At 43.8% G+C, this 23,891-nt stretch carries 22 protein-coding genes; 15 read left to right on the top strand and 7 right to left on the bottom strand.

The genetic code is table 11. The features are described from left to right. Positions 1 to 173 precede the first annotated feature (173 nt). From apt to adk, 7 genes are all read left to right on the top strand, one after another. Positions 174 to 722 carry an adenine phosphoribosyltransferase gene (gene apt / locus MN199_RS11380; protein ID WP_335739492.1) on the top strand — a complete coding sequence of 183 codons (549 nt, stop codon included), beginning with the start codon at positions 174 to 176 and terminating at the stop codon, positions 720 to 722. Positions 723 to 767: 45 nt separating this feature from the next. Beyond that, a complete protein-coding gene (gene dnaX, locus MN199_RS11385) occupies positions 768 to 2,900 on the top strand; it encodes a DNA polymerase III subunit gamma/tau (protein ID WP_335739493.1) in 2,133 nt (710 codons plus the stop codon). A 131-nt stretch (positions 2,901 to 3,031) separates the two neighbouring features. Beyond that, positions 3,032 to 3,358: a YbaB/EbfC family nucleoid-associated protein gene (locus tag MN199_RS11390; RefSeq protein ID WP_132584750.1), complete on the top strand. Its 327-nt coding sequence runs from the start codon at positions 3,032 to 3,034 to the stop codon at positions 3,356 to 3,358. Further along, the gene (recR, locus tag MN199_RS11395; RefSeq protein ID WP_335739494.1) at positions 3,358 to 3,960 is read left to right on the top strand and encodes a recombination mediator RecR; all 603 of its coding nucleotides are present in this window, start codon (positions 3,358 to 3,360) and stop codon (positions 3,958 to 3,960) included. The genes MN199_RS11390 and recR overlap by 1 nt, the downstream gene beginning before the upstream one ends. A 128-nt stretch (positions 3,961 to 4,088) precedes the next feature. After that, positions 4,089 to 6,023, top strand: coding sequence for a molecular chaperone HtpG (gene htpG, locus MN199_RS11400; protein ID WP_335739495.1), 1,935 nt, complete (start codon positions 4,089 to 4,091; stop codon positions 6,021 to 6,023). A 130-nt stretch (positions 6,024 to 6,153) separates the two neighbouring features. Continuing rightward, positions 6,154 to 8,085, top strand: a complete 1,932-nt coding sequence (locus MN199_RS11405) for a methyl-accepting chemotaxis protein (RefSeq protein WP_335739496.1) — start codon at positions 6,154 to 6,156, stop codon at positions 8,083 to 8,085. 233 nt (positions 8,086 to 8,318) lie between these two features. Beyond that, positions 8,319 to 8,966, top strand: a complete 648-nt coding sequence (gene adk / locus MN199_RS11410) for an adenylate kinase (RefSeq protein ID WP_132584742.1) — start codon at positions 8,319 to 8,321, stop codon at positions 8,964 to 8,966. 97 nt (positions 8,967 to 9,063) lie between these two features. On the opposite strand, the gene tpx is transcribed toward adk, so the two are convergent. Then, on the bottom strand, positions 9,064 to 9,684 hold the full coding sequence (gene tpx, locus MN199_RS11415) for a thiol peroxidase (RefSeq protein WP_132584740.1): 621 nt from the start codon (positions 9,682 to 9,684) through the stop codon (positions 9,064 to 9,066). A gap of 128 nt (positions 9,685 to 9,812) precedes the next feature. Between tpx and MN199_RS11420 the strand changes: the two genes are divergently transcribed. Then, a complete protein-coding gene (locus MN199_RS11420) occupies positions 9,813 to 10,823 on the top strand; it encodes a response regulator (RefSeq protein WP_132584738.1) in 1,011 nt (336 codons plus the stop codon). A gap of 2 nt (positions 10,824 to 10,825) precedes the next feature. Then, on the top strand, positions 10,826 to 11,782 hold the full coding sequence (locus MN199_RS11425) for a sensor domain-containing diguanylate cyclase (protein WP_132584736.1): 957 nt from the start codon (positions 10,826 to 10,828) through the stop codon (positions 11,780 to 11,782). A 46-nt stretch (positions 11,783 to 11,828) separates the two neighbouring features. Here the strand turns inward: MN199_RS11425 and sodB are convergent, their stop codons facing one another. Next, positions 11,829 to 12,413: a superoxide dismutase [Fe] gene (gene sodB, locus MN199_RS11430; protein ID WP_335739497.1), complete on the bottom strand. Its 585-nt coding sequence runs from the start codon at positions 12,411 to 12,413 to the stop codon at positions 11,829 to 11,831. A 238-nt stretch (positions 12,414 to 12,651) separates the two neighbouring features. Between sodB and MN199_RS11435 the strand changes: the two genes are divergently transcribed. Then, positions 12,652 to 12,993 carry a Grx4 family monothiol glutaredoxin gene (locus tag MN199_RS11435; protein WP_132584732.1) on the top strand — a complete coding sequence of 114 codons (342 nt, stop codon included), beginning with the start codon at positions 12,652 to 12,654 and terminating at the stop codon, positions 12,991 to 12,993. A 58-nt stretch (positions 12,994 to 13,051) separates the two neighbouring features. Here MN199_RS11435 and rnt read toward each other — a convergent pair whose 3' ends face one another. After that, a complete protein-coding gene (rnt, locus tag MN199_RS11440; RefSeq protein ID WP_132584730.1) occupies positions 13,052 to 13,741 on the bottom strand; it encodes a ribonuclease T in 690 nt (229 codons plus the stop codon). A 131-nt stretch (positions 13,742 to 13,872) separates the two neighbouring features. Here rnt and MN199_RS11445 point away from each other — a divergent pair, with 131 nt between their 5' ends. Continuing rightward, on the top strand, positions 13,873 to 14,742 hold the full coding sequence (locus tag MN199_RS11445) for a flagellar protein MotY (RefSeq protein ID WP_132584728.1): 870 nt from the start codon (positions 13,873 to 13,875) through the stop codon (positions 14,740 to 14,742). 3 nt (positions 14,743 to 14,745) lie between these two features. On the opposite strand, the gene MN199_RS11450 is transcribed toward MN199_RS11445, so the two are convergent. Both MN199_RS11450 and mnmC read right to left on the bottom strand, forming a co-directional pair. Continuing rightward, the gene (locus MN199_RS11450) at positions 14,746 to 15,078 is read right to left on the bottom strand and encodes a hypothetical protein (protein ID WP_132584726.1); all 333 of its coding nucleotides are present in this window, start codon (positions 15,076 to 15,078) and stop codon (positions 14,746 to 14,748) included. A gap of 16 nt (positions 15,079 to 15,094) precedes the next feature. Then, positions 15,095 to 16,951 (bottom strand): bifunctional tRNA (5-methylaminomethyl-2-thiouridine)(34)-methyltransferase MnmC2/FAD-dependent 5-carboxymethylaminomethyl-2-thiouridine(34) oxidoreductase MnmC1, encoded by a 1,857-nt coding sequence (gene mnmC / locus MN199_RS11455; protein WP_335739498.1) that lies wholly within the window; start codon positions 16,949 to 16,951, stop codon positions 15,095 to 15,097. A gap of 173 nt (positions 16,952 to 17,124) precedes the next feature. Between mnmC and fabB the strand changes: the two genes are divergently transcribed. Then, positions 17,125 to 18,339, top strand: a complete 1,215-nt coding sequence (gene fabB / locus MN199_RS11460; RefSeq protein WP_132584722.1) for a beta-ketoacyl-ACP synthase I — start codon at positions 17,125 to 17,127, stop codon at positions 18,337 to 18,339. 50 nt (positions 18,340 to 18,389) lie between these two features. On the opposite strand, the gene MN199_RS11465 is transcribed toward fabB, so the two are convergent. Beyond that, positions 18,390 to 18,584 (bottom strand): PA3496 family putative envelope integrity protein, encoded by a 195-nt coding sequence (locus MN199_RS11465; protein ID WP_132584720.1) that lies wholly within the window; start codon positions 18,582 to 18,584, stop codon positions 18,390 to 18,392. 87 nt (positions 18,585 to 18,671) lie between these two features. After that, entirely contained in the window at positions 18,672 to 19,712 is a 1,041-nt protein-coding gene (locus MN199_RS11470; protein WP_335739499.1) for a glutathione synthetase, read from the bottom strand. Between the two features lie 321 nt (positions 19,713 to 20,033). Between MN199_RS11470 and MN199_RS11475 the strand changes: the two genes are divergently transcribed. From MN199_RS11475 to metA, 3 genes are all read left to right on the top strand, one after another. Further along, positions 20,034 to 22,094, top strand: a complete 2,061-nt coding sequence (locus MN199_RS11475) for a TonB-dependent receptor (RefSeq protein WP_335739500.1) — start codon at positions 20,034 to 20,036, stop codon at positions 22,092 to 22,094. Positions 22,095 to 22,195: 101 nt separating this feature from the next. Further along, positions 22,196 to 22,780, top strand: coding sequence for a glutathione peroxidase (locus tag MN199_RS11480; protein ID WP_132584716.1), 585 nt, complete (start codon positions 22,196 to 22,198; stop codon positions 22,778 to 22,780). Between the two features lie 179 nt (positions 22,781 to 22,959). After that, complete coding sequence (metA, locus tag MN199_RS11485) at positions 22,960 to 23,886, top strand: homoserine O-acetyltransferase MetA (protein WP_335739501.1); 927 nt, start codon at positions 22,960 to 22,962, stop codon at positions 23,884 to 23,886. The last annotated feature ends 5 nt before the right edge of the window (positions 23,887 to 23,891 follow it).

Here is a 23,891-nt window from a genome sequence, read left to right on the forward strand (position 1 = left end):
ACTCGTTTAATCTATGGCAGTTTTTAGCCTTGGTTGGCGCATTTGTCGCTTTATTATGCTTGGCACCAATTATCGGTTGGTTTCAAGCTTTATCCTAATGCACTGCATAATATTAAGGCCGCCTAAGGGCGGCTTTTTTGTCCCACTCGGGACGTTTAATAAAGGTTTTTGATATGGATAAGCAAGCATTAGCGCTTGAGTTGAAACAGGTTATTAAGACGGTTATTGACTACCCAAAACCGGGTATTGTCTTTCGTGATGTAACTAGTTTGATGCAAGATGGCCCAAGTTTCAAAAAAGTTATTGATGCCTTTTATCAGCTATACAGCGGTAAAGGTTTTACCAAAATTGTCGGTACTGAGTCACGTGGTTTTATCTTTGGTGCGCCGTTAGCGTATGCGATGGGCATTTCTTTTGTGCCAGTACGCAAGCCAGGCAAGCTGCCGCGTCAGCGTATTTCACAAAGTTACCAGCTAGAATATGGCGAAGACGCATTAGAACTGCACGCCGACGCGATTAGTGCTGGTGATAAAGTGTTATTAGTTGATGATTTATTAGCTACTGGCGGCACTATTGATGCGACAGCCAAACTCGTTAGGCAGCTGGGTGGTATTGTTGATGATGCTGCCTTTGTTATTGCACTGCCAGATTTAGGTGGTGTTAAAAGGTTGGAGCAGGCGGGGCTAAATATTCTTAGTCTGGTTGAGTATAGTGGCGATTAAGTTTAGTCTGTTAGCCAACACACCAACTGAGATATCAACAGCCGTATGAGTTATCAGGTATTAGCGCGTAAGTGGCGTCCGCAGCATTTTGGCCAACTTGTTGGGCAGGAGCATGTAAAAAACGCGCTTGGTAATGCCCTTAATAATAATCGGCTGCATCATGCTTATTTATTTACCGGTACTAGAGGTGTCGGTAAAACCACGATCGCACGTATTTTTGCTAAAAGTTTAAACTGTGAACAAGGTATTACTGCAACCCCTTGCGGGCAGTGTAGTGCTTGTTTAGAAATAGACACCGGTAACTTTGTCGATTTAATGGAAATTGACGCTGCGTCGCGTACTAAGGTTGAAGACACCCGCGATTTACTTGATAACGTGCAATATGCGCCAAGCCGTGGTCGGTTTAAAGTGTATCTTATTGATGAAGTACACATGCTGTCGAAGCATAGCTTTAATGCATTATTAAAAACGTTAGAAGAGCCGCCACCGCACGTAAAGTTTTTGCTGGCAACTACGGATCCGCAAAAGCTACCTATTACCGTATTATCGCGCTGTTTGCAGTTTAACTTACTTGCATTAAGCCCTCAGCAAATAGAGCAGCATTTAGCCTTTATTCTTGGCGAAGAACAAATTCCAAACGAGCCTGAAGCACTTACTATGTTAGCGCGTGCGGCAAAAGGCAGTTTGCGTGACTCGTTAAGCTTAACCGATCAGGCCATTGCGCAAAGTAACGCTAATATTACGTTAGACACCGTGCGTACTATGTTGGGGTTTCTTGATCAAAGCTGGGCGCAACTATTGTTGCAAGCAATACTGAACCAAGATGTACAGCAGCTGCAAACTCAGTTGGCGGCCTTGGTGCAGCAGCAAAGCCATTTTTCGCAAGTATTAGACGACATGCTGTCGTTATTGCATTTAACCGCGTTAACGCAGTTTAGCGCTAGTGCCGCGAGTTTCTCCGCGCAACAGGAATATGTTCAGCAATTGGCTGATACCCTAGCACCGGCTCAGGTGCAGCTATATTACCAATTGTTAATTAGTGGCAAAAAAGAGCTACCTTATGCACCAGATCCATTAACTGGGCTGGAAATGGCGCTATTACGTGCCATGGCATTTATTCCTGAAGCTCAAACACCCAATGCGGCAGCGGTTAGTCGACCAGTTATAGCCGCGGTTAGTAAAACTGTTAAGTCAGCAGCGCACGCTGATGCGCCAAAGCAGCAAATACCCGAAGGTAATGCTCCGGTTGAGGCAGCGATGCCACTGCAAGCGCTAAGCATTCCTGAACCAGCAGCCGAAGCTACTGACGTTGAGGTTACTGAGGTTGCAGCCGAGGCCTCTGTTGGTATTGCTCCTGGAATTGCAGGGATTATGGCCCGGCGCGGGGTGCACGTTACGGCAGCACCACCGGAAAAAAAGCCTGAGCGCCCCCAGGCGCATGCTTCTGTGCCAGAGGCGATAGTTACAACGCCGGCGGTGCAGGTATCTGTAGCGCAGCCACAGGCGCCGGTTGCCACTGCAACGGCGCAAAATTTAGCTAAGGCCACTGCTGATGGCAAATTGCCAATTAGCCCCGCAACAGCGGTCGTTAATAGCACAGTCGAGCCAGACTTTGACGATAACTATGACACTAGCGACAGCGATATTCCGCAATATGATGCTGCCTCAGCCGATGCATTATGGCAGCATTATGAACAAGATATGCAGCAGTCTGTTGTGGCCACGGCAAATATTGCTGCGCCGACGATGGAGCAATTTGACGGCAGCATTAATGAACAGAATTTCTCTATTCGCTTTGCCGCGCAAGTAGATGCTTGGGCTGCGCGAGTAGAAACGCTTGATACCGGTGGCCTTAGTCGCTTATTTTTGCTTAATTCAGCAATGCAGCTAAACGGTAATACATTAAAGCTTGCGGTTGCACAAAGTCAGCAGCATTTAGATAGCGATAATTTTCGGGTAAAGCTGCAGCAAGTGTTAGAGCATAGTTTTAATCAGTCATTAACGGTTGAGATAAGTTATCAAGCTGAGGTGCCAACTAGCCCATTGAGTATTCAGCAAAAAATTGTGCAAGAGCGTTTGGTCTACGTAACAAGCTTATTACAGCAAGACGAAAATGTGCAGCAGTTACAACAGATGTTTGACGCGCAGTTATTGCTCGATACCATTTTAGTAAACTGATAACAGTTGTAAACTTGGCGCTTTAATTCGGCGCAACTTGTATTTTCCTGGCGAAGTTATTATCTTGTCGCCACTAAGGCTCAGTGCAATTGCACTGATACATAATCTTAATTTTTAGCAGGTGTAAAGCTATGTTTAAAGGCGGTATGGGTAACATCATGAAGCAGGCGCAAGCCATGCAGGACAAAATGCAAAAAGTGCAGGCTGAAATTGCTGCAATGGAAGTAACAGGCGAAGCCGGCGCGGGTTTAGTAAAAGTAACTATGCTGGGCAACCACAATATTCGTCGTGTTAATATTGATGACAGCTTAATGCAAGATGATAAAGACATGCTGGAAGATTTAATTGCTGCGGCAATTAATGATGCTGTACGTCGTGTTGACGAAACAAGCAAAGAAAGAATGGCGACTGTTACCGGTGGTATGCAGTTGCCACCTGGTATGAAAATGCCATTCTAATGAGTCGTCATACGCCACTGTTACAACAGCTAATTGATGCGCTGCGTATTTTACCGGGTGTTGGGCCAAAATCGGCGCAGCGTATGGCGTTTTCGTTACTAGAACGTAACCGTGAAGCGGGTTTGCAACTTGGCGCCGCGTTAACTGCGGCAATGAACAAAATTGGTCATTGCCAGCAGTGTCGTACTTTTTGTGAAACGGAGCTGTGCCATATCTGTACTGATCCGAAAAGGGCGCTAGATGGCATTATTTGCGTGGTAGGCTCGGCAGCCGATCAGTTGGCAATTGAACAAACCGCTCAGTTTAAAGGCCGTTATTTTGTGCTGCAAGGCTATTTGTCGCCATTAGATGGCATCGGGCCACAAGACTTAGGCCTAGATATACTAGGCAAAACCTTGGCCGAAGGGCAGGTTACTGAGCTGATATTAGCAACCAACCCTACAGTAGAGGGTGATGCTACCGCGTTTTATATTGCTGAGTTGTGTCATAAACGACAAGTAAAGGTATCACGTATTGCCCAAGGTATACCGATAGGCGGTGAATTAGAATTTATCGATGGCACTACGCTGTCTCATGCCTTTAGCGGGCGCAAAGTTTTTTAGAAATACGTTAATCTGTTCGCTCCTAGCTTGAAATCTGGTTAATTCTCCCCATATTAGTTGTCAGTGTTTGGCTGCGCGCTGCAGCCTAATGTAGAACTGTAAAACTTTGATGTTTGAGGATTAGCACCATGAGCGATACTACAGCCACTTCAGCGGGCCAAAAGCAAACCCACGGCTTTCAGGCCGAAGTAAAACAGCTGCTGCAGCTGATGATCCATTCACTGTATTCAAACAAAGAAATTTTCTTACGTGAACTGGTATCTAACGCATCTGATGCGGCAGACAAACTGCGTTTTCTTGCACTATCGGATGGCTCGCTATACGGCAATGATGGCGAATTACGCGTACGTATTAGCATCGATGAGAAAGCCCGCACGCTAACGGTTAGCGATAACGGTATTGGTATGACGCAAGATGAAGTCATTAGTCATTTAGGTACTATTGCTAAATCGGGCACCAAAGAGTTTTTCTCACAGTTATCTGGCGATCAAGGTAAAGATTCTAAATTAATTGGCCAGTTTGGCGTGGGTTTTTACTCAGCTTTTATTGTCGCGGACAAAGTTACCGTGCGTACGCTTAAAGCTGGCGCAGCAGCGAACGACGCTATTGAATGGGAATCCGCTGGCGAAGGCGATTACACCATTACCCCTATTACTAAAGACAGTCGTGGTACTGAAATTACCTTGCATTTACGTGAAGGCGAAGATGAATTTTTAGGTCGCTGGAAAATAGAAAGTATCGTTACTAAGTATTCTGACCACATCAGTATTCCGGTTGAATTATGGCAAGAAGAACAACCAGAGCGTGATGGCGCCGATGGTGAAAAAATTGCCGCAGTACCAGGCCAATGGCAAGCGGTAAATAAAGCCACTGCACTGTGGACTCGCGATAAATCAGATATTACTGATGAAGAATATCAAGAGTTTTATAAGCATATTTCGCATGACTGGAGCGAGCCATTAAGCTGGAGCCATAACAAGGTTGAAGGTAATAACAACTACACGAGCTTGTTATATGTACCGAAAAAAGCACCTTTTGACATGTGGAATCGTGACGCCCAGCATGGCTTAAAGCTATATGTACAGCGTGTATTTATTATGGATGACGCAGAGCAGTTTATGCCTAGCTATCTGCGGTTTATTAAAGGCTTACTCGATTCTAGCGATTTACCATTAAACGTATCGCGCGAAATTTTGCAAGATACAAAAATTACCCAAGCACTGCGTAAAGGCTGTTCTAGCCGCGCATTAAAGATGCTGGAAAAACTGAGTAAAGATGCAGAGCAGTATCAGATATTTTGGAATGAATTTGGTCAGGTGCTAAAAGAAGGCCCTGCGGAAGACATGGCCAATAAAGAGCAAATTGCCGCGTTATTACGCTTTGCTTCTACTCATAATGAAGACAGCACGCAAAATGTGGCCTTGGCTGACTACGTTAGCCGGATGAAAGAAGGCCAAGACGAAATCTATTACATAGTAGCGGATAGCTACGCTAGTGCTAAACACAGCCCACACTTAGAGGTGCTGCGTAAGAAGGGCCTAGAAGTATTGCTACTGTCTGACCGGATCGACGAATGGCTAGTGCAGCATTTAACTGAATTTTCCGGTAAAAAACTGCGTTCAGTGGCCAAAGGTGGTTTGGATTTATCGAAATTAGATGACGACGAAACGAAAAAAGCGCAGCAAGAAACTGAAAAGGCCTTCGCTGATGTGCTAAGCCGGTTTAAAAATGCCTTAGGCGAGCAAGTAAAAGATGTAAAAGTAAGTCACCGTTTAACTGATAGCCCTGCTTGTGTCGTTACTGATGAGCATGACATGAGTACCCAGATGATTAAGCTGATGGAATCAGTTGGTCAAAAGGTGCCAGATGTTAAGCCGATTTTTGAGCTAAACCCAGAGCACCAGTTGGTAAAACACGTTGCTGATGAGCCAGATGAAGACCGTTTTAAGCAATGGGCTGAAGTGCTGTTTGATCAAGCATTGCTGGCGGAGCGCGGTAATTTAAAAGATCCTGCGGGGTTTGTTTCACGCTTAAATAACCTGCTGCTATCTTTAGCTAAGTAAGTTAACACCAGCAGGCACAGTGTATTTACTGTGCCTGCGCTATACCCCCATTTATTGTTATTCTCTTCTTTCTAAATTTCTATTTGCCTCTATACTTTCAGCTACTTAGTTCTATTTTTCTGGGGCATCTATGTCTGGGTTGTGGCGTAATATAGGTTTTGCTGGCCGGCTAACGGTCATTATGGTCAGTTTGATCTTAGTCTCTATTCTGGTGCTAACGAGCTTGGTGTTTGCTGAATATCGTAACGCGCAAACTACAGCTGTAGTAAATAGCCTAGAAACGACCAGCGCACTAAACGCTAGCGCCTTTACTGATTGGTTGTTAGAGCGACAAGATGAAATGCGTTATCTTGCCTCGTTATCACAAGCACAACAGCTCGAGTTAGACCAAACTGCGGTTTTAATGCAGCAGTTAGCGCAGCTAGATGGGCATTACGATACCATTTTCTTAGTTTCGCCCGAAGGCATTGGTTTGGCTGGCGTTAGTTTTGCTAATGGTAAAGCCAGTATATTAAGTACCGAAGAAGCCAATAATTTTAATGTTGCTGACCGAGGTTGGTTTAAGCAGGCAATGGCCGGCGAAAATGCTTTTTCGCAGCCCATAGTCTCACGAGCTACCGGCAATCGCGTTAGCACAATAGCTATTCCAATTCGTTTTAATAATAAAATAGTGGGTGTGATACGCGGTGCCGTGCAACTAACGACTATTTTCAATAAAGTAAATCAACTTAGCCGCAATGATTTTACTGAAATTTATTTATTAGATAGTGAAGGCAAGGCTATTACCCCTGCCGCCTCAATTACCAATAGTGAACAGGCATTAACTACACAAGCGGCAGAAGGTATCCGGCAAAAACGTAGTGATGTTGGCCAATATAATAATGCGGCTAATGCTGCCGTTATTGGCAGTTATAGTTATATTCCGATGCTAGGTTGGGGTTTAGTGTTAGAAAGCCGCGAATTTGAAAGCTTAAGTGCGGTGCGCGAAATGTTATGGACGCTAATCGTTATTTCTTCAGTAGTGTTAATTATTGCGGTAATTGTCTGTATTAGCTTGGTACGCAGCATTACCCGTACGCTAGGAGGTGAACCTGATTACACGGCCAACATAGTGCATCAGGTCGCAAATGGCGATTTAACGGCAACGGTAATACTTAAATCTGGTGATAAAACCAGTTTGCTGGCGTCTATTAATGTAATGCAGCAAAACCTGCGTAACATGCTGGGGCAAATTCGCGATTATGCTGATCAAGTAGCGGCCGCAGCAACAGAGCTATCACAAATTAACGAGCAAACTCAACAAGGTATTGATCAGCAAAATAGTGAAATTAATAATTCTGCAGTAGCAATGAACCAGATGACCGCCTCACTAGAGGAGGTGTCAAGAAACACCCAACAAGCCGCTGATGCTGCCGGTTCTGCAGAAAAAGAAACACAAAATGGCAGGCAAGTTGTGGCCGACACAGTAAAAAATCTTACTGGTTTATCTGAAGAAGTGAGTCGTGCTGCAGAAATCATCAACCATTTAAAACAAGACAGTGATCAAATTGGCAATATTTTGCAGGTCATAGAAAGTATTGCCGAACAAACTAACCTATTAGCCTTAAACGCGGCTATCGAGGCTGCAAGGGCAGGGGAAACTGGGCGTGGTTTTGCCGTAGTAGCTGATGAAGTTCGCACTTTAGCTAGCCGAACAAAAGCCTCAACTACTGAAATTCAACAGATGATTGAGAAGTTACAACGCGGCACTGATAATGCGGTTGATGCTACGATGAAATCTGAACAGGCAACGCGTAGAACTGCCGAACAGGCAACTAAAGCCGGTGATGCACTGAATATTATTAGCCAAGCAGTGTCGTTAATTAATGATACGGCGCAGCAAATTGCTACGGCAACAGAGCAGCAAACGACAGTGTCGCGCGATCTAAATCGAAATTTGCATAGCATTAGCGATGTGGCTTACCAAACCGCAGAAAATGTGACGCAATCTAGCCAAGCCAGTGACTCATTATCGCACTTAGCTGAGCAATTAAAGGCGTTGTTGTCTAAGTTTAGAATTTAATCCGATAACTTTAGTCGAAGGATATTGGTTAAAGCGGCAGAAATAACTGTAATATACAGCCGCTTTAGCCTTCAAAACCCTCTGGAAGCCCGCATTACACATAGAGACGATTAAAACTCAATGAATTAGCCCGACCAGTGCTGCATAGCCGACAAATTTCTTGTCTCAGCCGGCACATTATGTAAAGATCCTGTCATTATTATTAATCAATCCCAAAATATGAGGGTAGTGCTATGCGCATAATTTTGTTGGGTGCCCCTGGTGCCGGAAAAGGAACTCAGGCTCAGTTTTTAATGAGTAAATATGGCATTCCACAAATTTCCACCGGAGATATGCTGCGGGCGGCGATTAAAGCAGGTACTGCAATGGGTTTAGCGGCCAAGCAAGTAATGGATGCCGGCCAGTTAGTGTCAGATGACATTATTATCGGGCTTGTTAAAGAGCGCATTGCTGAACCAGATTGTAGTAAAGGTTTTTTGTTAGACGGTTTTCCACGTACAATTCCGCAAGCTGATGCGATGAAAGATAAAGGCATTGTCATTGATCATGTGATCGAATTTGACGTGCCGGATGACGTTATTGTTGAGCGCATGAGCGGTCGCCGCGTGCATCCTGCGTCTGGTCGGGTCTACCATATTCGCTATAATCCACCAAAAGCAGACGGAAAAGATGATGTTACCGGTGAAGATTTAGCTATTCGTCCCGATGATGTTGAAGAAACTGTTCGTAAGCGTTTGGCTATTTACCATGAGCAAACAGAGCCGTTAGTCGGTTACTACCGTGCTGAAGCTGATGCCGGCAATACGCGTTATCATCATATTGATGGTACTAAAGCCGTTGATGCTGTAACGAATGAATTAGCCACTGCGCTAAGCAAGTAAGTTAAGGTATCAGTAAAAAAGCCCTAATTATTAGGGCTTTTTTTATATCTAATCATAATGTTATTTATAATTAGTGACGTCATTTAGGCGAAGTAAGTTAACTTTTAGCGACAATATCTTTTAGCGCCGCCAGTGCTTCGTCATAATTGGGTTCTTGCGCTAGCTCGCCAACGAGCTGCTGGTAAGCAAGATTACCGTCGCGGTCAATAATTAATACGGCACGCGTTAATAAGCCCATATCTTTGATTAATAAACCGTAATTACTACCAAAATCACGCCATACCGCATCAGATAATACTAATACTTGATCTATCGCTTCTTGCTGACAGTAACGTTTTTGTGCAAAAGGTAAATCTGTACTGATAGTTAGTAACACGACATTTTCGGGCAAGGTAGCAACTTCAGAATTAAAGCGCTTAGTTTGCAATGAACAAATGCCGGTATCAATACTTGGCACTACGCTAATCATTACCGTTTTACCTTTGAAATCAGTTGATTTTATGGTTTTAAAGTTACCATCTACCACTTTAAATGCTGGTGCGTGTGCGCCAATGTTAATTTTTTTACCTAGTAAGATAATATTTTGTTCACCCGCTTTTACTTGGCTTAAACGTTCAGGTAACCGAGCTTGTAAATCAACCGCTGACAGGGTAAAACTTAAACTGGCTAAAGCGAATGCTAGAACAGTTTTACTATAAACATGTAAAAATGTAGACATAATACAGCTCCTATTAAGATTGAGCACATTAAAGTAATTCGCTGGAATACAACATATTTTTGCAGTGCCCGGCCTAACTAGAAATTTCAGTCTAGACTGACATTAAGTCTGTACTAAGTGAGACCCCGATGACGACAGCGGTACTAATTTGTGATGATTCCAACTTGGCTCGTAAACAACTTGCCAGAATTCTACCACAGGAGTGGCAAGCTAACTTGTTTTTTGCCGGTCATGGTGCAGAAGCGCTAGATACGTTACTGACGCAGAAAATTGATTGGCTGTTTCTCGATTTAAATATGCCAGTGATGGATGGTTATCAGGTATTGCTTGAGATACAAAAGCGACAGCTAAAGGTGAATGTCGTGGTGGTATCTGGTGATGTGCAGCCCGAAGCTTTTGAGCGGGTAAAAAGCTTAGGCGCACTTGATTTTATTCGTAAACCGGTAGATGTCGCTAAGCTGCAGCAGCTGATGCAACAGCACGCAATAGAGATAGAAGCTACCGCCGCATCACCTGCAGCGACCGCTGTAGTATCAGCAGAACTAAGCGCTGAGATGCGTGATGTGCTGCAAGAGTTAACCAACGTTGCTATGGGGCAAGCAGGTGATTTGTTAGCGCGCCTGCTAAATGTGTTTGTTAAGCTGCCAATACCCAATGTTAATTTGATTGAAGTGAGTGAACTACATATGGCGCTAGCCTCTGTAGAACATGAAACTGCGACATCAGCGGTATGTCAAGGCTTTATTGGTGGCGGAGTGTCTGGTGAAGCTTTGTTGATCCTCACTGATTCTAGCTTTAAAGATATTGCCCGCTTGATGAATTATCAGGGCGAGCCAACCCCAGAGATTGAGCTAGAGTTACTAATGGACATCGCCAATATTTTGATTGGGGCCGTACTTAAAGGGTTAGCAGAACAAATTGATATGAGCTTTAGCCAAGGTCACCCCGTAGTGCTAGGTCAGCATGCGGCAGTAAGTGAGCTGATTAAAGCGAATGCGAAACGTTGGCGTAAAACTTTAGCGATAGAGCTTAGTTACGGTATTGAAAATTATAATATTAGCTGTGATTTATTATTACTGTTTACTGAGGACAGCTTGAAAACACTGAATTACAAAATCGCATTTCTGCTAGAGGAGTAACGATGTCGCAAGCGCAGGTAGATGTATCAGAAGTGCACTGGCTAATGGATATGTTTCAGACAGTCGATGTGGGTTTAGTGGTGCTAAATTGTGATTACCGAATCCAAGTTTGGAACGGCTTTATGGAAAACCATAGTGGCTTAACACCGCGTCAGGTTAGAGATCGTTATCTATTTGATTTATTCTCAGAAATTGATGAAGACTGGTTACGGCGTAAATGTGATCCGGTGATCTTACTAAAAAATCGTGCTTTTACTATTTGGGAGCAGCGACCTTATATTTTTAAGTTTCGTAATTATCGACCCATAACGAGCACCGCAGAATATATGTATCAAAATAGCACTATTTTTCCGCTATCTGATACCCGTGGTAAGGTAACCCATCTGTGTTTTATTATTTATGACGTAACCGATGTGGCGGTAAGCCGCATCGAATTAGAGTCGATGAATGGCAGGTTGAGCCAGCTAACAAAAATTGATTTTTTAACCCAGCTGTATAATCGCGGGTATTGGGAAGAGAGCCTAATTCAAGAATTCAATCGCTTGCAGCGCTATAAGCACCGCAGTACGTTGCTAATGTGTGATATCGATCATTTTAAACGTGTGAACGATACCTACGGCCACGCTGCTGGCGATGTCGTTATTCAAGCTATAGCTGATGCCGTGCGTAAAACCCTGCGCAGTACCGATATTGCTGGCCGTTATGGCGGCGAAGAGTATGCAATATTATTAGTAGACACCACGTTAGAGCAAGCAGCCGTATTAGCAGAAAGATTACGCCTATTAGTTGAATCATTACCCATTAACTACCAAGAGCATAAGATTAACGTTAGCCTAAGCATAGGGTTAGCTGAATATACACCTGATATGACAGAGCATCGGCAATGGATAGAAGCATCAGATAAAGCCTTATATCAATCTAAAGCCGGTGGTCGTAATCAGGTAACGAACTACCGTTAAATAAAAAAACCGGTAAAAACCGGTTTTTTTATTTCTAGCCTTTAACTTATTTTGCTAGGTTATCGTTAACGAACTGCCAATTAACCAGTGCCCAGAATGCATCTAGGTAGGTTGGGCGGGCATTACGGTAATCGATGTAATACGCGTGTTCCCATAAATCCACTGTCATTATTGGTGTTACGCTAGTATCTGTTAATGGCGTAGCGGCGTTACTGGTATTAACAATGTCTACACTGCCATCAGCTTTTTTCACTAACCACGTCCAGCTTGAACCAAAGTTATTTACGGCTTTGTCATTAAACGCTGTTTTAAATGCAGCAAAAGAGCCCCATTTCGCGTTAATAGCGTCTGCTACTGCACCGGTTGGCTCGCCGCCACCGTTTGGTGATAAGCAATGCCAGTAGAACGTGTGGTTCCATACCTGAGCGGCGTTATTAAACACTCCGCCATCAGAGCTACGGACGATTTCTTCTAACGATTTACCGGCAAAAGGCGTACCTTCAATTAAACCGTTTAATTTTACCACATAGGTATTGTGGTGTTTGCCATAGTGATATTCTAATGTTTCGGCAGAAATATGTGGTGCTAAAGCGTCTTTTGCGTAAGGTAATGCTGGTAATTCAAAAGCCATAGTCGTTCTCCATTGGCGTTGTTTATGTTGTCTGCGAGGCGTAGACTACAAAACCTGACTAAAATACTCAAGTTTTGCAGTGTTGGTTATAAACTGATCTGGTATTATAGGTGGTCTTGATCAGTACGTTAAGCTGTCGCATATATATGGGTTTTTTTTTACAAATCTCAAGTGTTAGCGGCAACAGAACCACGTAAAATGTTAGCCAATCTGAAAATACGAATGTTGTGAGGTGTTAATGGAAACGCTAGATAAAATTAAACAGCAAATTGCTGAAAACCCTATTATATTATTTATGAAAGGTTCTCCTAAGTTCCCAAGTTGTGGCTTTTCTGCACAGGCATCACAAGCGCTTATCTCTTGCGGTGAGCAGTTTGCTTATGTTGATATTTTGCTAAATCCGGAGATCCGCGCCGAGTTACCAAAATATGCTAATTGGCCCACGTTCCCACAGCTATGGGTAGACGGCGAGTTGGTTGGTGGTTGTGATATTATTTTAGAAATGTTTCAGCGTGGTGAATTGCAGCCATTGATTAAAGAAACAGCTGATAAACATAAAACGGATACCGTTGAAGAATAAGCATCTTAACGCTACTAAAGGCCGCAACAGCGGCCTTTTTGCTTAGTTAAGCTTGAGTTTAATCAGCAAAGCCAGATGTTGCCGTAGGCTCACTGTCGCCAGCATCTTCTTGTGTTAGCGCCCGCGATAACGGCCAGCCGCCACGCTGTTTCCAGCTATTCACAATGTAGCAAAACAATTCCGCAGTACGCTCGGTATCATAAAGTGCACTATGCGCTTCTTTATTATCAAATTTTATACCTGCAGCATGACAAGCTTTAGCTAGTACAGTTTGGCCTAATGCTAACGCGGCTAAACTGGTGGTATCAAAAGATACAAAGGCGTGAAACGGCGAGCGCTTGTAGTTTAACCGCGCGATAGCTGCATTAAAAAAGCCCTGATCAAAAGCAGCATTGTGCGCAACGATGACGCTACGCTGACAGCCTGCATCTTTTTGAGCTTTGCGCACGGCTTTACATATTTGTGTTATTGCTTCTCGCTCTGGCACCGCACCGCGTAGTGGGTTAAATGGATCTATACCGTTAAAAGCCAGTGAGCTAGCATCTAAGTTTGCCCCCTCAAAAGGGTCCACATGAAAATGTAGGGTTTTAAGCGGCACTAAATTGCCTGCATCATCCATATCCAACAAGGTGGCGGCAATTTCTAACAAAGCATCGGTTTTAGCATTAAAGCCTGCGGTTTCTACGTCGATAACTACTGGGTAGTAGCCTCGAAAGCGCTGTGCAAGCTGAGATATTGGTTCGGTCATAACATCGCCATTTTATCCATGAACGACTATTATGCCAAAAAATTACGCTAGCGTCTTGTTACGGCATAGTGTTTGCTTAGCTTTAGTGGTAAGTCATTAAAAGAGTATCTAATGTAGTGGGAAGCCAGAAAATGCGAACATTAATTGCGTCTAGCCTGATATTGCTAACAGCGTCAGTGGCTGCTCAGCCACAGCTGCGTCAATATTCTGCCACTATTGAGCAGTCTATGTGGGCGTTAAGTAAAAACACACCACTAGAATGCCAATTGCAACACGACATTCCGCAGTTTGGTCAGGCGGTATTTCGCAGTATAGCCAGCAAAGGCTTAAATTTAGACTTTGAATTACAAATGCAGCGTTTACCTGATCATTACGGTTTAGCTGAAGTGTTGTCGGTGCCGCCAGCGTGGCGTCCCGGTGAGCCAAGCAAAGCCGTGGCGAGTATGAAGTTATTAAAACAATACAATGGGGAGTTGCCGAAAAAGGCCGCATGGACGTTATTAACCGAATTAGAGCATGGCTTTAGCCCAACGTTTTACTTTAGCGACTGGTACAGCCCCTATGACAAAGTTGTTGCGGCAATGAACCCAGTGCAATTTCCCAAGTCGTACCAGCAATTTAATCAGTGCATTTCTCAATTATTACCCTATGGTTTTGATGATATTGCGTTTACGGTATTAAGCTATGAAACCGGTGGTGACGAGCTAACACGCGAATCAGAACGGCGCTTAGGCCAAATTGCTGAATATTTAAAATATGATCCAGAAATAGATTTTATTGAAATTCAAGGCTATACCGATAGTTATGGTGGGCGTTGGATGAACGAACAGCTGTCGGTAAAACGTGCTGAGAAAGTAAAACGTTTTTTTGTTGCCGCTGGAGTGGCAGAAGAGAGGGTGCAGGTAGAGGGCTTTGGTGAGCGTAGACACGTAGCGCCGAACGATACAGCACTAGAGCGAAAAATTAACCGTAGGGTTGTGTTACAGCTAACTAAGCCTTAAGGCTTAGTTTTGCACCATAATGTCTACTTGACGCCAATTGTTACGGCTAGAAATTAAAATGCGTACCTGTTTATTATTTACCGTGAAATACAAATTTTCGCGACCGTACAGGGTTTGTTCGCTGTTGGGTTGCCCTAATTGTTGAATATAGTATTCACGTAAATCAGACGCGTTTTGTTGGCTAAAAAAGCTCATTACCGCCGGCATTTTGCTATCTAAACGAGCAAATTCGCGCGCATCAGTCGGTAAGGGTATCTGATAGAAGTCCTTCGCATGGCTTATGCTACTAAAAAGCCCTAGCAAAAGGGTTAAGCTAAATACTGCGACTAAACGCATAATAGTATCCTTTATATCATTCTTTATAAAAGCGCGAAGCACTTAATTTGCTAATAAGCTGCTGGCTTAACGGTAGAGGTTCTGCACAAATTTGGCAAGCAACTAATTCTGCCAATAATGGTGACAACATTATACCTCTAGCGCCCATTCCGCCCAGTATATATAAATTGGCGCTGTTATTAATAGCGCCAATTGCCGGTATGCTACCTGGAAATGACGCGCGAAAAGAGGCTGTAGCACCAATAACCTTCGCCTGGGAAAGCCATATAGGTTGTTGCAATTGCTCATTTACTTGCTGCAAGTTTTCGACGTTATCCTTTGCGGTTACCTCGGCTACTGTTGCATGGCGGTCAAAAGTTGCCCCTAAGCAATGTATGCCTTGCCACTGTGGCGTTATATAGCCGTTATGACAAAGCACGGTTTGCAGTGGTGCCATAGCGGCTTGCTGAACATGGCTAACTTGGCCGCGAATTTTATTTAGTGGCAAGGCTGCCGTTTGGCTAAAACTAGCGAGTTTACTGCCGGTTGCCAATACTAGAACCTGCGCATTAATATTCCCCGCTGTGGTAGTGAGCAACCAATGCTGTTGCTGTTGGGTTATTGCACTTACTTGGCAATTAAAGCTAATTTGAAATGAGCTACTTTGTTTTAGATAGGCCAGTGCGGCTAGGCAAAACTGTTGCGGGCTAAGCCAACCGCCTAATGGGATATGCACACCTGAATGGGGGACGGCTAAACCGGCTATGGCAGAGGCTTCAGTGGCACTAACCCCGCACACTAAACTAGTAGGATACAGTGCTTTTTCAATAAATTTTTGTTGGCGTTGAGCTAGCTGTTCATTGGATGCAAGGTGCAGCACGCCGCACCAGTCCATGGCAAAGTCTAGCCCTTGCTTTGCCCAGTGTTGATAGAAGTTTCGCGCAAACAAAAATGCCTGTACGTGCAATAAGCTTTCATCGGTGATGTGGGCGTGCAAGTTGGGGTATACCGCTGCCTGTCTATTTTGTGAAGCTTGTAAGGCTACACTTTGGTCCTCACAAATAAGGTGCACGGCAATACCGCGCTGCTGTAATGCTAGAGCCAGACAAAATGACGCTACCCCACCGCCAATAATAGTAACGCCGCTTATTTCTGCGTTAACCGCCTTAGCCGGTTTTGCCATATAAGCGCTAAGCATCTCGCGTTTACGGCCAAAACCCTTTACTTTCTCAACCGTAAAACCCGCATCTTGTAAGCCACGCTTTACCAAGCCGGCTGCGGTGAAGGTTGCTAGTGTAGTGCCTGCGGTGCTTAGTCGAGCAAGGCCATTAAACAATGGCGGCTGCCACATATCGGGGTTTTTACTGGGAGCAAAACCATCAAGATAAATAGCATTCACTTTGGCATTTAGTTGTGGTAGCTGGCTATTAACATCGCCAAACCATAAATCGAGCAATACAGTGCCATTATCAAAGCTAAGTCGGTGACAGCCGGCAACACAAAGCGGGTAGCTTTTTAGCAGTAGCAGGCCTAATTCAGACAGCTCGGCGTGCACTGCTAGTGCGCGGCGCAAATCAGTATGGCTTAATGGGTACTTCTCAATACTACTGAAATATAAGCGCTGACATCGCGCAGCTGGCAAGCTTTGTCGATACTGGCGAAACCGCAGCCAAGTAAGCAAAAAGTTTGCGCCAGTGCCAAAGCCGGTTTCAATAATATGGAATGCGGTATCAGCATGGCTTTGCCAGCGCAGTGGCAGGCCATTTTGCTGCAAAAACACGTAGTCTGTTTCTGCCAAGCCGCCATCATTAGAAAAATAAACGTCGTCAAACAGCGACGCAACTGGCGTACCTTGTTCATTAAAGTGTATTTTAGCATTGCTAAGCGTAGACATAGACTGCAAACCTGACGCAAAATTCAGCTTGTAGTTTACCCTAAGCAACCGCTATATTAAAAATAGAGTACAAGTGTGCGCTGAAAGCTGACCACTTTTGATGGCAAATTCCGTACAATAGCGCGCAATATCATTTTAAGCGACCGGCGATAGCTTGGTCCGTTGGAGAAAGCATGAAAAGAGCTGTAATCACAGGTATCGGTATCGTATCCAGTATCGGTAATAATAAAGACGAAGTACTGGCGTCGTTAAAAGCTGGACGTTCAGGTATTACCCGTTCAGAAGAGTTTGCTGAGCTTGGTTTACGTTCTCAAGTTTGGGGTAATATTAAACTTAACCCAAGCGAATTAATTGACCGTAAAGCTATGCGCTTTATGGCTGATGCTGCGGCTTTTGCTTATCTTGCCATGCAAGAAGCTATGATTGACGCGGGCTTTACCGAAGAGCAAATTTCTCACCCGCGCATTGGGCTCGTTGCCGGCTCGGGTGGTGCATCGTCAAAGGTACAAGTAGAAGCTGCGGATATACTGCGGGAAAAAGGCGTAAAGCGGGTTGGCCCTTATGCAGTGCCTAAAACCATGTCTAGCACCTGCTCTGCATGTTTAGCGACCCCTTTTAAAATTAAAGGCGTTAACTATTCTATTAGTTCTGCTTGTGCTACCAGTGCGCATTGTATTGGCCACGCCGTAGAACTAATTCAGTTAGGTAAGCAAGACGTGGTATTTGCTGGCGGTGGCGAAGAAGTGCACTGGACACTGGCGATGGAATTTGATGCCATGGGTGCACTGTCTACTAAATATAACGACACGCCAGAATTGGCTTCACGCACCTATGACGCCAACCGTGATGGTTTTGTTATTAGCGGCGGCGGCGGTATGGTGGTTGTAGAAGAATTAGAGCATGCATTGGCTCGTGGCGCGACAATTTACGCCGAAGTAGTAGGCTATGGTGCAACCTCAGACGGTTTTGATATGGTTGCTCCAAGCGGTGAAGGTGCAATACGCTGCATGCAAATGGCCATGCAGGGTGTTGATGCAGAAGTTGATTACGTTAATACCCATGGTACCAGCACGCCAGTAGGTGACGTAAAAGAGCTAGGTGCTATTCAGCACGTATTTGCCGGTAAATCACCCGCAATAAGTGCCACTAAAGCCATGACCGGACATGCATTGGGTGCGGCGGGTGTGCACGAAGCTATTTACTCATTATTAATGATGAAACATAGCTTTATCGCGCCATCAATTAATATTGGTGAGCTAGACGAAGCCGCTAAAGGGCTAAATATTGTCACAACCGCAACACCAGCAGAACTGAATACAGTAATGTCGAACAGTTTCGGTTTTGGTGGTACAAACGCTACGCTGGTAATGCAGAAATATCGCGGCTAAGTTTGGTTGCAGTAATTAGAAAGGGCGCATTTAGCGCCCTTTTTTACACATTAAATTTCTTCGTCTTCTAAATCCCAGTCGTCTAACGCTTGGCGTAACCTTTTTTGCTCTAGCAAATCATCAATACGCCGCCGAGCTTCTAGTTTTTGTTTTGATTTAGTGTCTTTAGGTGATAAATCTTTGATGATCTCAACATCATCAGCCAAATCGTCTAGTTCAAACTCGTTGCTGTCTACCTGTGACATAAGCACACCTCAAATATTTTTTGCCTATTTACAGAATTTTAGTAATTAAAAACAGTGAATTATTTTGTTAAACACGATAAAAATTTTTCAAATAAGCGCTTCCGCTTCACTAAGTAGTGGACGAAACACCTGTTTACGCGCTGACAGTTGTGTTTTTCCAACTACTACTTGTTCAATAAAATCAATAACTTTTTCTTGTAAACGCACACCATTTAAACGATTAATTCGTGCAATACCGCCTGGGCTCATTACGTTAACTTCAATTAGTTTTCCGTTGATAACGTCAATGCCAGCAAAAAATAAACCGTCTCGTGCCAGCTTCGGGCCAATGTGGGCGCATAGCCGTTTTTCTTTTTCGCTAAGCTGGTGCTTAACGACACTGCCGCCAGCATGCACGTTAGAGCGCATGTCATCTGCAGGAGGAATACGGCGCATAGCACCAATAGGTTTACCGTTTAACATTAAAATGCGAATGTCACCTAGTTCGGCACCTTCTACGTATTCTTGTAAAATGACGTAATTGCCGCGCTCTTGATCACCGATATAAAAATCGAGCAGTGAGCGTGCACTTTGTGCCGCTGATTTCTCTAATAAAATAACACCTTTACCGCCGTAGCCATTAAGCGGCTTTAAAATCATTTTGTCGTTAGGTGAGTCAGCCAGCACACGAGCCAAATAATCTTTATTTTTTGATACGTGTGTTACCGGTATAAACTCATTGTTAGGGTCGTGTAGTGACGCGGTATACATCTTATTATTGGCAATACGCACGCCATCTAAGTCATTCATAATAAACGTATCTTCACGCACTGAATCAAGAAAATTCAACACTATTGGATCAAGCGGCGGATTAAGCCGAATAAAAATAGCGTCAAAGGCCGCTAGCGGCAGCTTTTGTTGATTAAATTGAGCATTACGATAAAAGCTGGCAATGTTATTTGATACTTTTTGCCCTTTAACAAACACTTTGCAAAATGCCATGGCAATGCTGTCGCGCACGGTTAAATTAGTGGCGTGGGTTATAGCAACCGTATGCCCACGACTTACTGCTTCGTGGATCATACGAATAGTGCTATCGCCGTCTGGATCAACTTTTTCCCACGGGTACATTAAAAAACAAATACGCATAATATTCTCTGTATCAATAGCATTGGCTAAGCATAAAACTGCCGCCAGAAAAAGGAAGCGGATAATAGCGGATAGCCAAAAAAACACACCTTAAATTTGTTTTAGTATGACAGGTTAATGCAGTTTGTTAGTGGTTAAAGCGTAAACATTTATGGAAGAAAATAGGCTGGTACTACGCTATATCGTACTTAGTGGTATTTTAGCCGCAATACGGCAGCTAACCGCACTATAAACACATAAATTTTATGATAAATTTAGTAGTATTATCAGTCTATATAACCCGCAGTTAGCACTTACGGTAACAGAATAATAGGTAACCCAGTGGCAAAAACAGTACAGGCATTTACTTACCGCACCATTGTTAGCATATTACCGCTTCTGCTCGCGCCATTAGTTACAGCCGATCCGTTATCAGCACATAGGTTAGAGCAAATAACAATAAAGGGCCGGCAAACCGATTTATTAGGTTTAGCCAGCTCGGCATCTGAAGGTGTTATTGGTAATACCGAAATTGCGGATCGTCCTTTATTACGCACAGGTGAAGTGCTGGAATTTATTCCCGGCATGGTTGTTACCCAGCATAGCGGTAGTGGCAAGGCTAACCAGTATTTTTTACGTGGTTTTAACCTTGACCACGGTACTGATTTTGCAACCTATATTGATGGTATGCCAATGAATATGCGCAGCCACGGTCATGGCCAAGGCTACACAGATTTGAGTTTTATTATTCCCGAAGTTATAGCGCAAATTGATTATCAAAAAGGTGCTTATCACGCCAACAGTGGCGATTTTTCCGCTGCCGGTTCAGCCCGATTTGGCCTGCAAAACCGTACTAGTAAAGAAGTAGAATTAACGCTGGGACAGAACAACTATCAGCGCTTGTTGGCTAAAGGCAGTAGTAAGCAGGGCAAGGGTAACCTAATGCTAGCGGCGGAACTGCAGCAATATGATGGCCCATGGAGCGACATTAGCGAAGATGTAAACAAGCTAAACCTGCAAGCACGTTATAGCCAGGCGCTGGGTTCTGGCCAGTTAGCGCTAATGCTGATGGCGTATGACAATAACTGGAACTCCGCTGATCAGATCCCGCAACGCGCTGTAGAACAAGGCTTAATTAACGAGTTTGGTTCGCTAGATACTGATTTAGGTGGCGACAGTTCGCGTTATAGTGTGTCGGCAAGTTGGTATAGCGATGCTTGGCAGTGGAATGTTTATGCGCTAAAAGCACAGATGGATTTATGGTCTAATTTTACCTATTTTCTTGAAGATCCGATAAATGGCGATCAGTTTGAACAGGTAGACCGGCGCTGGGTCTACGGCGGTGAGTTAAGCCATCATTGGCATCATCAATTAGGCGAGCTCGCTGTCGAGCATGTGGTTGGGCTACAATTACGGGCTGATGATATCGGCGAGGTAGGCCTGTATAACACTAAACAGCGTGCTCGCTTAAATACCGTGCGTAACGACGCCGTGCAACAAGGTTCGGCGGCATTGTTTAGCCAAACTAGCTTACAGCTAAATAGCGATTGGAACGCGCACTTAGGCTTGCGCTATGACTATTTTAACGTTGATGTTGAGAGTAATTTAGCGGAAAACAGCGGCTCGGCATCTGATGGTATCGTGTCAATTAAAGCTGGGTTGAGCTATCAGTTTTTACCTAATTGGCAGTTATATTTAAACGCTGGGCAAGGCTTTCATTCTAACGATGCGCGTGGCGCGACCGCAACACTTGATCCCGTAACCCTAGACGATATCGCACCGGTTGATTTACTGGTACGCAGTAACGGTGCCGAGTTAGGCCTGCGTTTTTTCGACTACAGTGCTTTTAATGCGTCACTAGCGTTATGGCAGTTACAGGTAGATTCTGAGCTATTATATGTTGGCGATGCCGGCAATAATGAACCTAGCCGAGCGTCAAAGCGCTATGGTATTGAACTTGCCGCTTATTACTGGTTTAGTAATAACTGGAGTATTGATACAGAGCTTGCCATAACGCACTCACGTTTTACCGAACAAAGCCCGGATGAAGGTAACTATATTGATGGTGCGCTGCCAGTAGTGTTAAGCATGGGGCTAATTTACAAAGCCGATAGCCCTTGGCAAGTTAGTTTACGCTTACGCCACTTTGGTAAGCGCACGCTTGATAGTTTTAACCTGCAGCGCTCTGGTGCTAGTACTGTTGTTAACGCCGGTTATAATTATCAATTTCAACAATGGCAATTGGCGTTAGAGTTATTAAATATGCTTGATAGTAAAGACAGCGATATTGACTACTTTTATGCATCACGTTTACCTGGCGAAGATCAAGCCGGTGTTGAAGATCGGCATTCACACCCAATGGAGCCGCGTACTGTTCGATTTAAATTGCGTTATCGTTTTTAGTCTAGCGTTAACCAGAGATCGGTTTAGGTTCTGTATACGTACAACTTATCCTGCTATGACATGCATTAGCAGCTAAACATTTAGCTTTACCGGAGATAACAATGAAAACATTATTAAGTGCCGTAGCTTTGACCGCTGCCATGTTAGCTGCGCCGGCAATGGCAAATCAGTGTGGTGATATTCTTGGCCACTCAATGCAACAACTTAACACCCGTGAAAGTGTTGATCTGTGTGATACCTTTAAAGGTAAAACCTTGCTAGTAGTCAATACGGCTAGCAAATGTGGCTTTACCCCACAGTTTGATGCGTTAGAAGCCTTGTATGAAAAATATAAAGATCAAGGATTAGTGGTATTAGGCTTTCCGTCAGATAGTTTTAAACAAGAATATGACGATGCGGAAAAAACGGCTGAGGTATGTTATTTAACCTACGGCGTAAAATTTCCAATGTTTGCCAGTTCAAAAGTTAAAGGCAATGATGCTAACCCGATTTTTAAAGCGTTAATTGCTAAAACCGGTGAAACACCAAGCTGGAATTTCAATAAATATTTAGTCAGTGCTGACGAGCAAAGTGTAGTGCACTTTGGCAGCCGGACTAAACCTGATGATAAAGATTTTATTAGCGCAGTAGAAAGTATGCTGTTGCAAAATCAGCAAGGCGGCGCAGCTGCGTTAAAATCTGAATAATCTTGTTTTAATTAGTTATATTAAGCTAGGTTCTGCCTAGCTTTTTTATTGCACGTTTAGCCTAAATACCAATTCAGGAGGAAAACACAATCTTATTTTGGACGTCTAAACGTTTAGATGTTGACATTTTCTGTTATTTTGCGCAAAGTAACGCTATTAAAGCCTAACCGAGTTGCGCCATGCCTATTAAAGTAATCGACCAATTACCCGCAGTAGAGGCATTGCTGGCAGAAAATGTGTTTGTAATGACCGAAAGTAGAGCACAAACACAGGATATTCGTCCGCTAAAAATTGCCATTTTAAACCTAATGCCAAATAAAATAGCTACTGAAATTCAACTACTACGTTTGCTAGCAAATAGCCCGCTGCAGGTTGATATCGATCTATTACGTATTGATGACCACGTGAGTAAAAATACCCCATCGAATCATTTAAACTGCTTTTATCGCTACTTCTCTGAAGTGCAACAGCAAAACTACGATGGCTTAATTATTACTGGCGCACCGTTAGGCTTAGTTGATTATGAAGATGTTACGTATTGGCAGCAGTTTGGCGATATATTACGCTGGGCTGATCAACATGTAACTTCAACGCTGTTTTTGTGTTGGGCTGCGCATGCTGCGTTATATCAATATTATGGTTTGCAACGAGAAATACGCGGTGACAAATTATCAGGTGTATATTGGCAACAGGTTACCCAACCATTAAATCCACTAGTACGTGGTTTTGATGACGAGTTTTTAGTGCCGCATTCACGTTATGCTCAGGTACCCAAGCAAAAGTATCAGCAGCATGATGACCTACATATTTTGGCCGAAGCTGATGTTACCGGTGCGTATTTATTGCAAAACAGTAGCGGTAGCCGAGTATTTGTCACCGGGCATCCCGAATACGATTTAACCAGTTTGGCTGATGAATATCAGCGTGATCTTGCCTCAGGTGCCGCACCAAAATTTCCCGAAAATTATTATCGCAATAACGATCCTGCGCAGGGGCCTGTTAAGTTATGGCAAAGCCATGCTTTTTTATTATTTAGTAATTGGCTTAATTATTATGTGTACCAAGCCACGCCCTTTGATTTACAACAAATTGGCCAAACGGCTTAACGTAT

The sequence above is a fragment of the Rheinheimera metallidurans genome (assembly GCF_036983985.1).
Taxonomy (GTDB): domain Bacteria; phylum Pseudomonadota; class Gammaproteobacteria; order Enterobacterales; family Alteromonadaceae; genus Alishewanella; species Alishewanella metallidurans.

Coding starts and splice junctions, on each gene's coding strand:
- apt (WP_335739492.1), top strand. CDS start 174: ATGGATAAGCAAGCATTAGCGCTTGAGTTGAAACAGGTTATTAAGACG.
- dnaX (WP_335739493.1), top strand. CDS start 768: ATGAGTTATCAGGTATTAGCGCGTAAGTGGCGTCCGCAGCATTTTGGC.
- MN199_RS11390 (WP_132584750.1), top strand. CDS start 3,032: ATGTTTAAAGGCGGTATGGGTAACATCATGAAGCAGGCGCAAGCCATG.
- recR (WP_335739494.1), top strand. CDS start 3,358: ATGAGTCGTCATACGCCACTGTTACAACAGCTAATTGATGCGCTGCGT.
- htpG (WP_335739495.1), top strand. CDS start 4,089: ATGAGCGATACTACAGCCACTTCAGCGGGCCAAAAGCAAACCCACGGC.
- MN199_RS11405 (WP_335739496.1), top strand. CDS start 6,154: ATGTCTGGGTTGTGGCGTAATATAGGTTTTGCTGGCCGGCTAACGGTC.
- adk (WP_132584742.1), top strand. CDS start 8,319: ATGCGCATAATTTTGTTGGGTGCCCCTGGTGCCGGAAAAGGAACTCAG.
- tpx (WP_132584740.1), bottom strand. CDS start 9,684: ATGTCTACATTTTTACATGTTTATAGTAAAACTGTTCTAGCATTCGCT.
- MN199_RS11420 (WP_132584738.1), top strand. CDS start 9,813: ATGACGACAGCGGTACTAATTTGTGATGATTCCAACTTGGCTCGTAAA.
- MN199_RS11425 (WP_132584736.1), top strand. CDS start 10,826: ATGTCGCAAGCGCAGGTAGATGTATCAGAAGTGCACTGGCTAATGGAT.
- sodB (WP_335739497.1), bottom strand. CDS start 12,413: ATGGCTTTTGAATTACCAGCATTACCTTACGCAAAAGACGCTTTAGCA.
- MN199_RS11435 (WP_132584732.1), top strand. CDS start 12,652: ATGGAAACGCTAGATAAAATTAAACAGCAAATTGCTGAAAACCCTATT.
- rnt (WP_132584730.1), bottom strand. CDS start 13,741: ATGACCGAACCAATATCTCAGCTTGCACAGCGCTTTCGAGGCTACTAC.
- MN199_RS11445 (WP_132584728.1), top strand. CDS start 13,873: ATGCGAACATTAATTGCGTCTAGCCTGATATTGCTAACAGCGTCAGTG.
- MN199_RS11450 (WP_132584726.1), bottom strand. CDS start 15,078: ATGCGTTTAGTCGCAGTATTTAGCTTAACCCTTTTGCTAGGGCTTTTT.
- mnmC (WP_335739498.1), bottom strand. CDS start 16,951: ATGTCTACGCTTAGCAATGCTAAAATACACTTTAATGAACAAGGTACG.
- fabB (WP_132584722.1), top strand. CDS start 17,125: ATGAAAAGAGCTGTAATCACAGGTATCGGTATCGTATCCAGTATCGGT.
- MN199_RS11465 (WP_132584720.1), bottom strand. CDS start 18,584: ATGTCACAGGTAGACAGCAACGAGTTTGAACTAGACGATTTGGCTGAT.
- MN199_RS11470 (WP_335739499.1), bottom strand. CDS start 19,712: ATGCGTATTTGTTTTTTAATGTACCCGTGGGAAAAAGTTGATCCAGAC.
- MN199_RS11480 (WP_132584716.1), top strand. CDS start 22,196: ATGAAAACATTATTAAGTGCCGTAGCTTTGACCGCTGCCATGTTAGCT.
- metA (WP_335739501.1), top strand. CDS start 22,960: ATGCCTATTAAAGTAATCGACCAATTACCCGCAGTAGAGGCATTGCTG.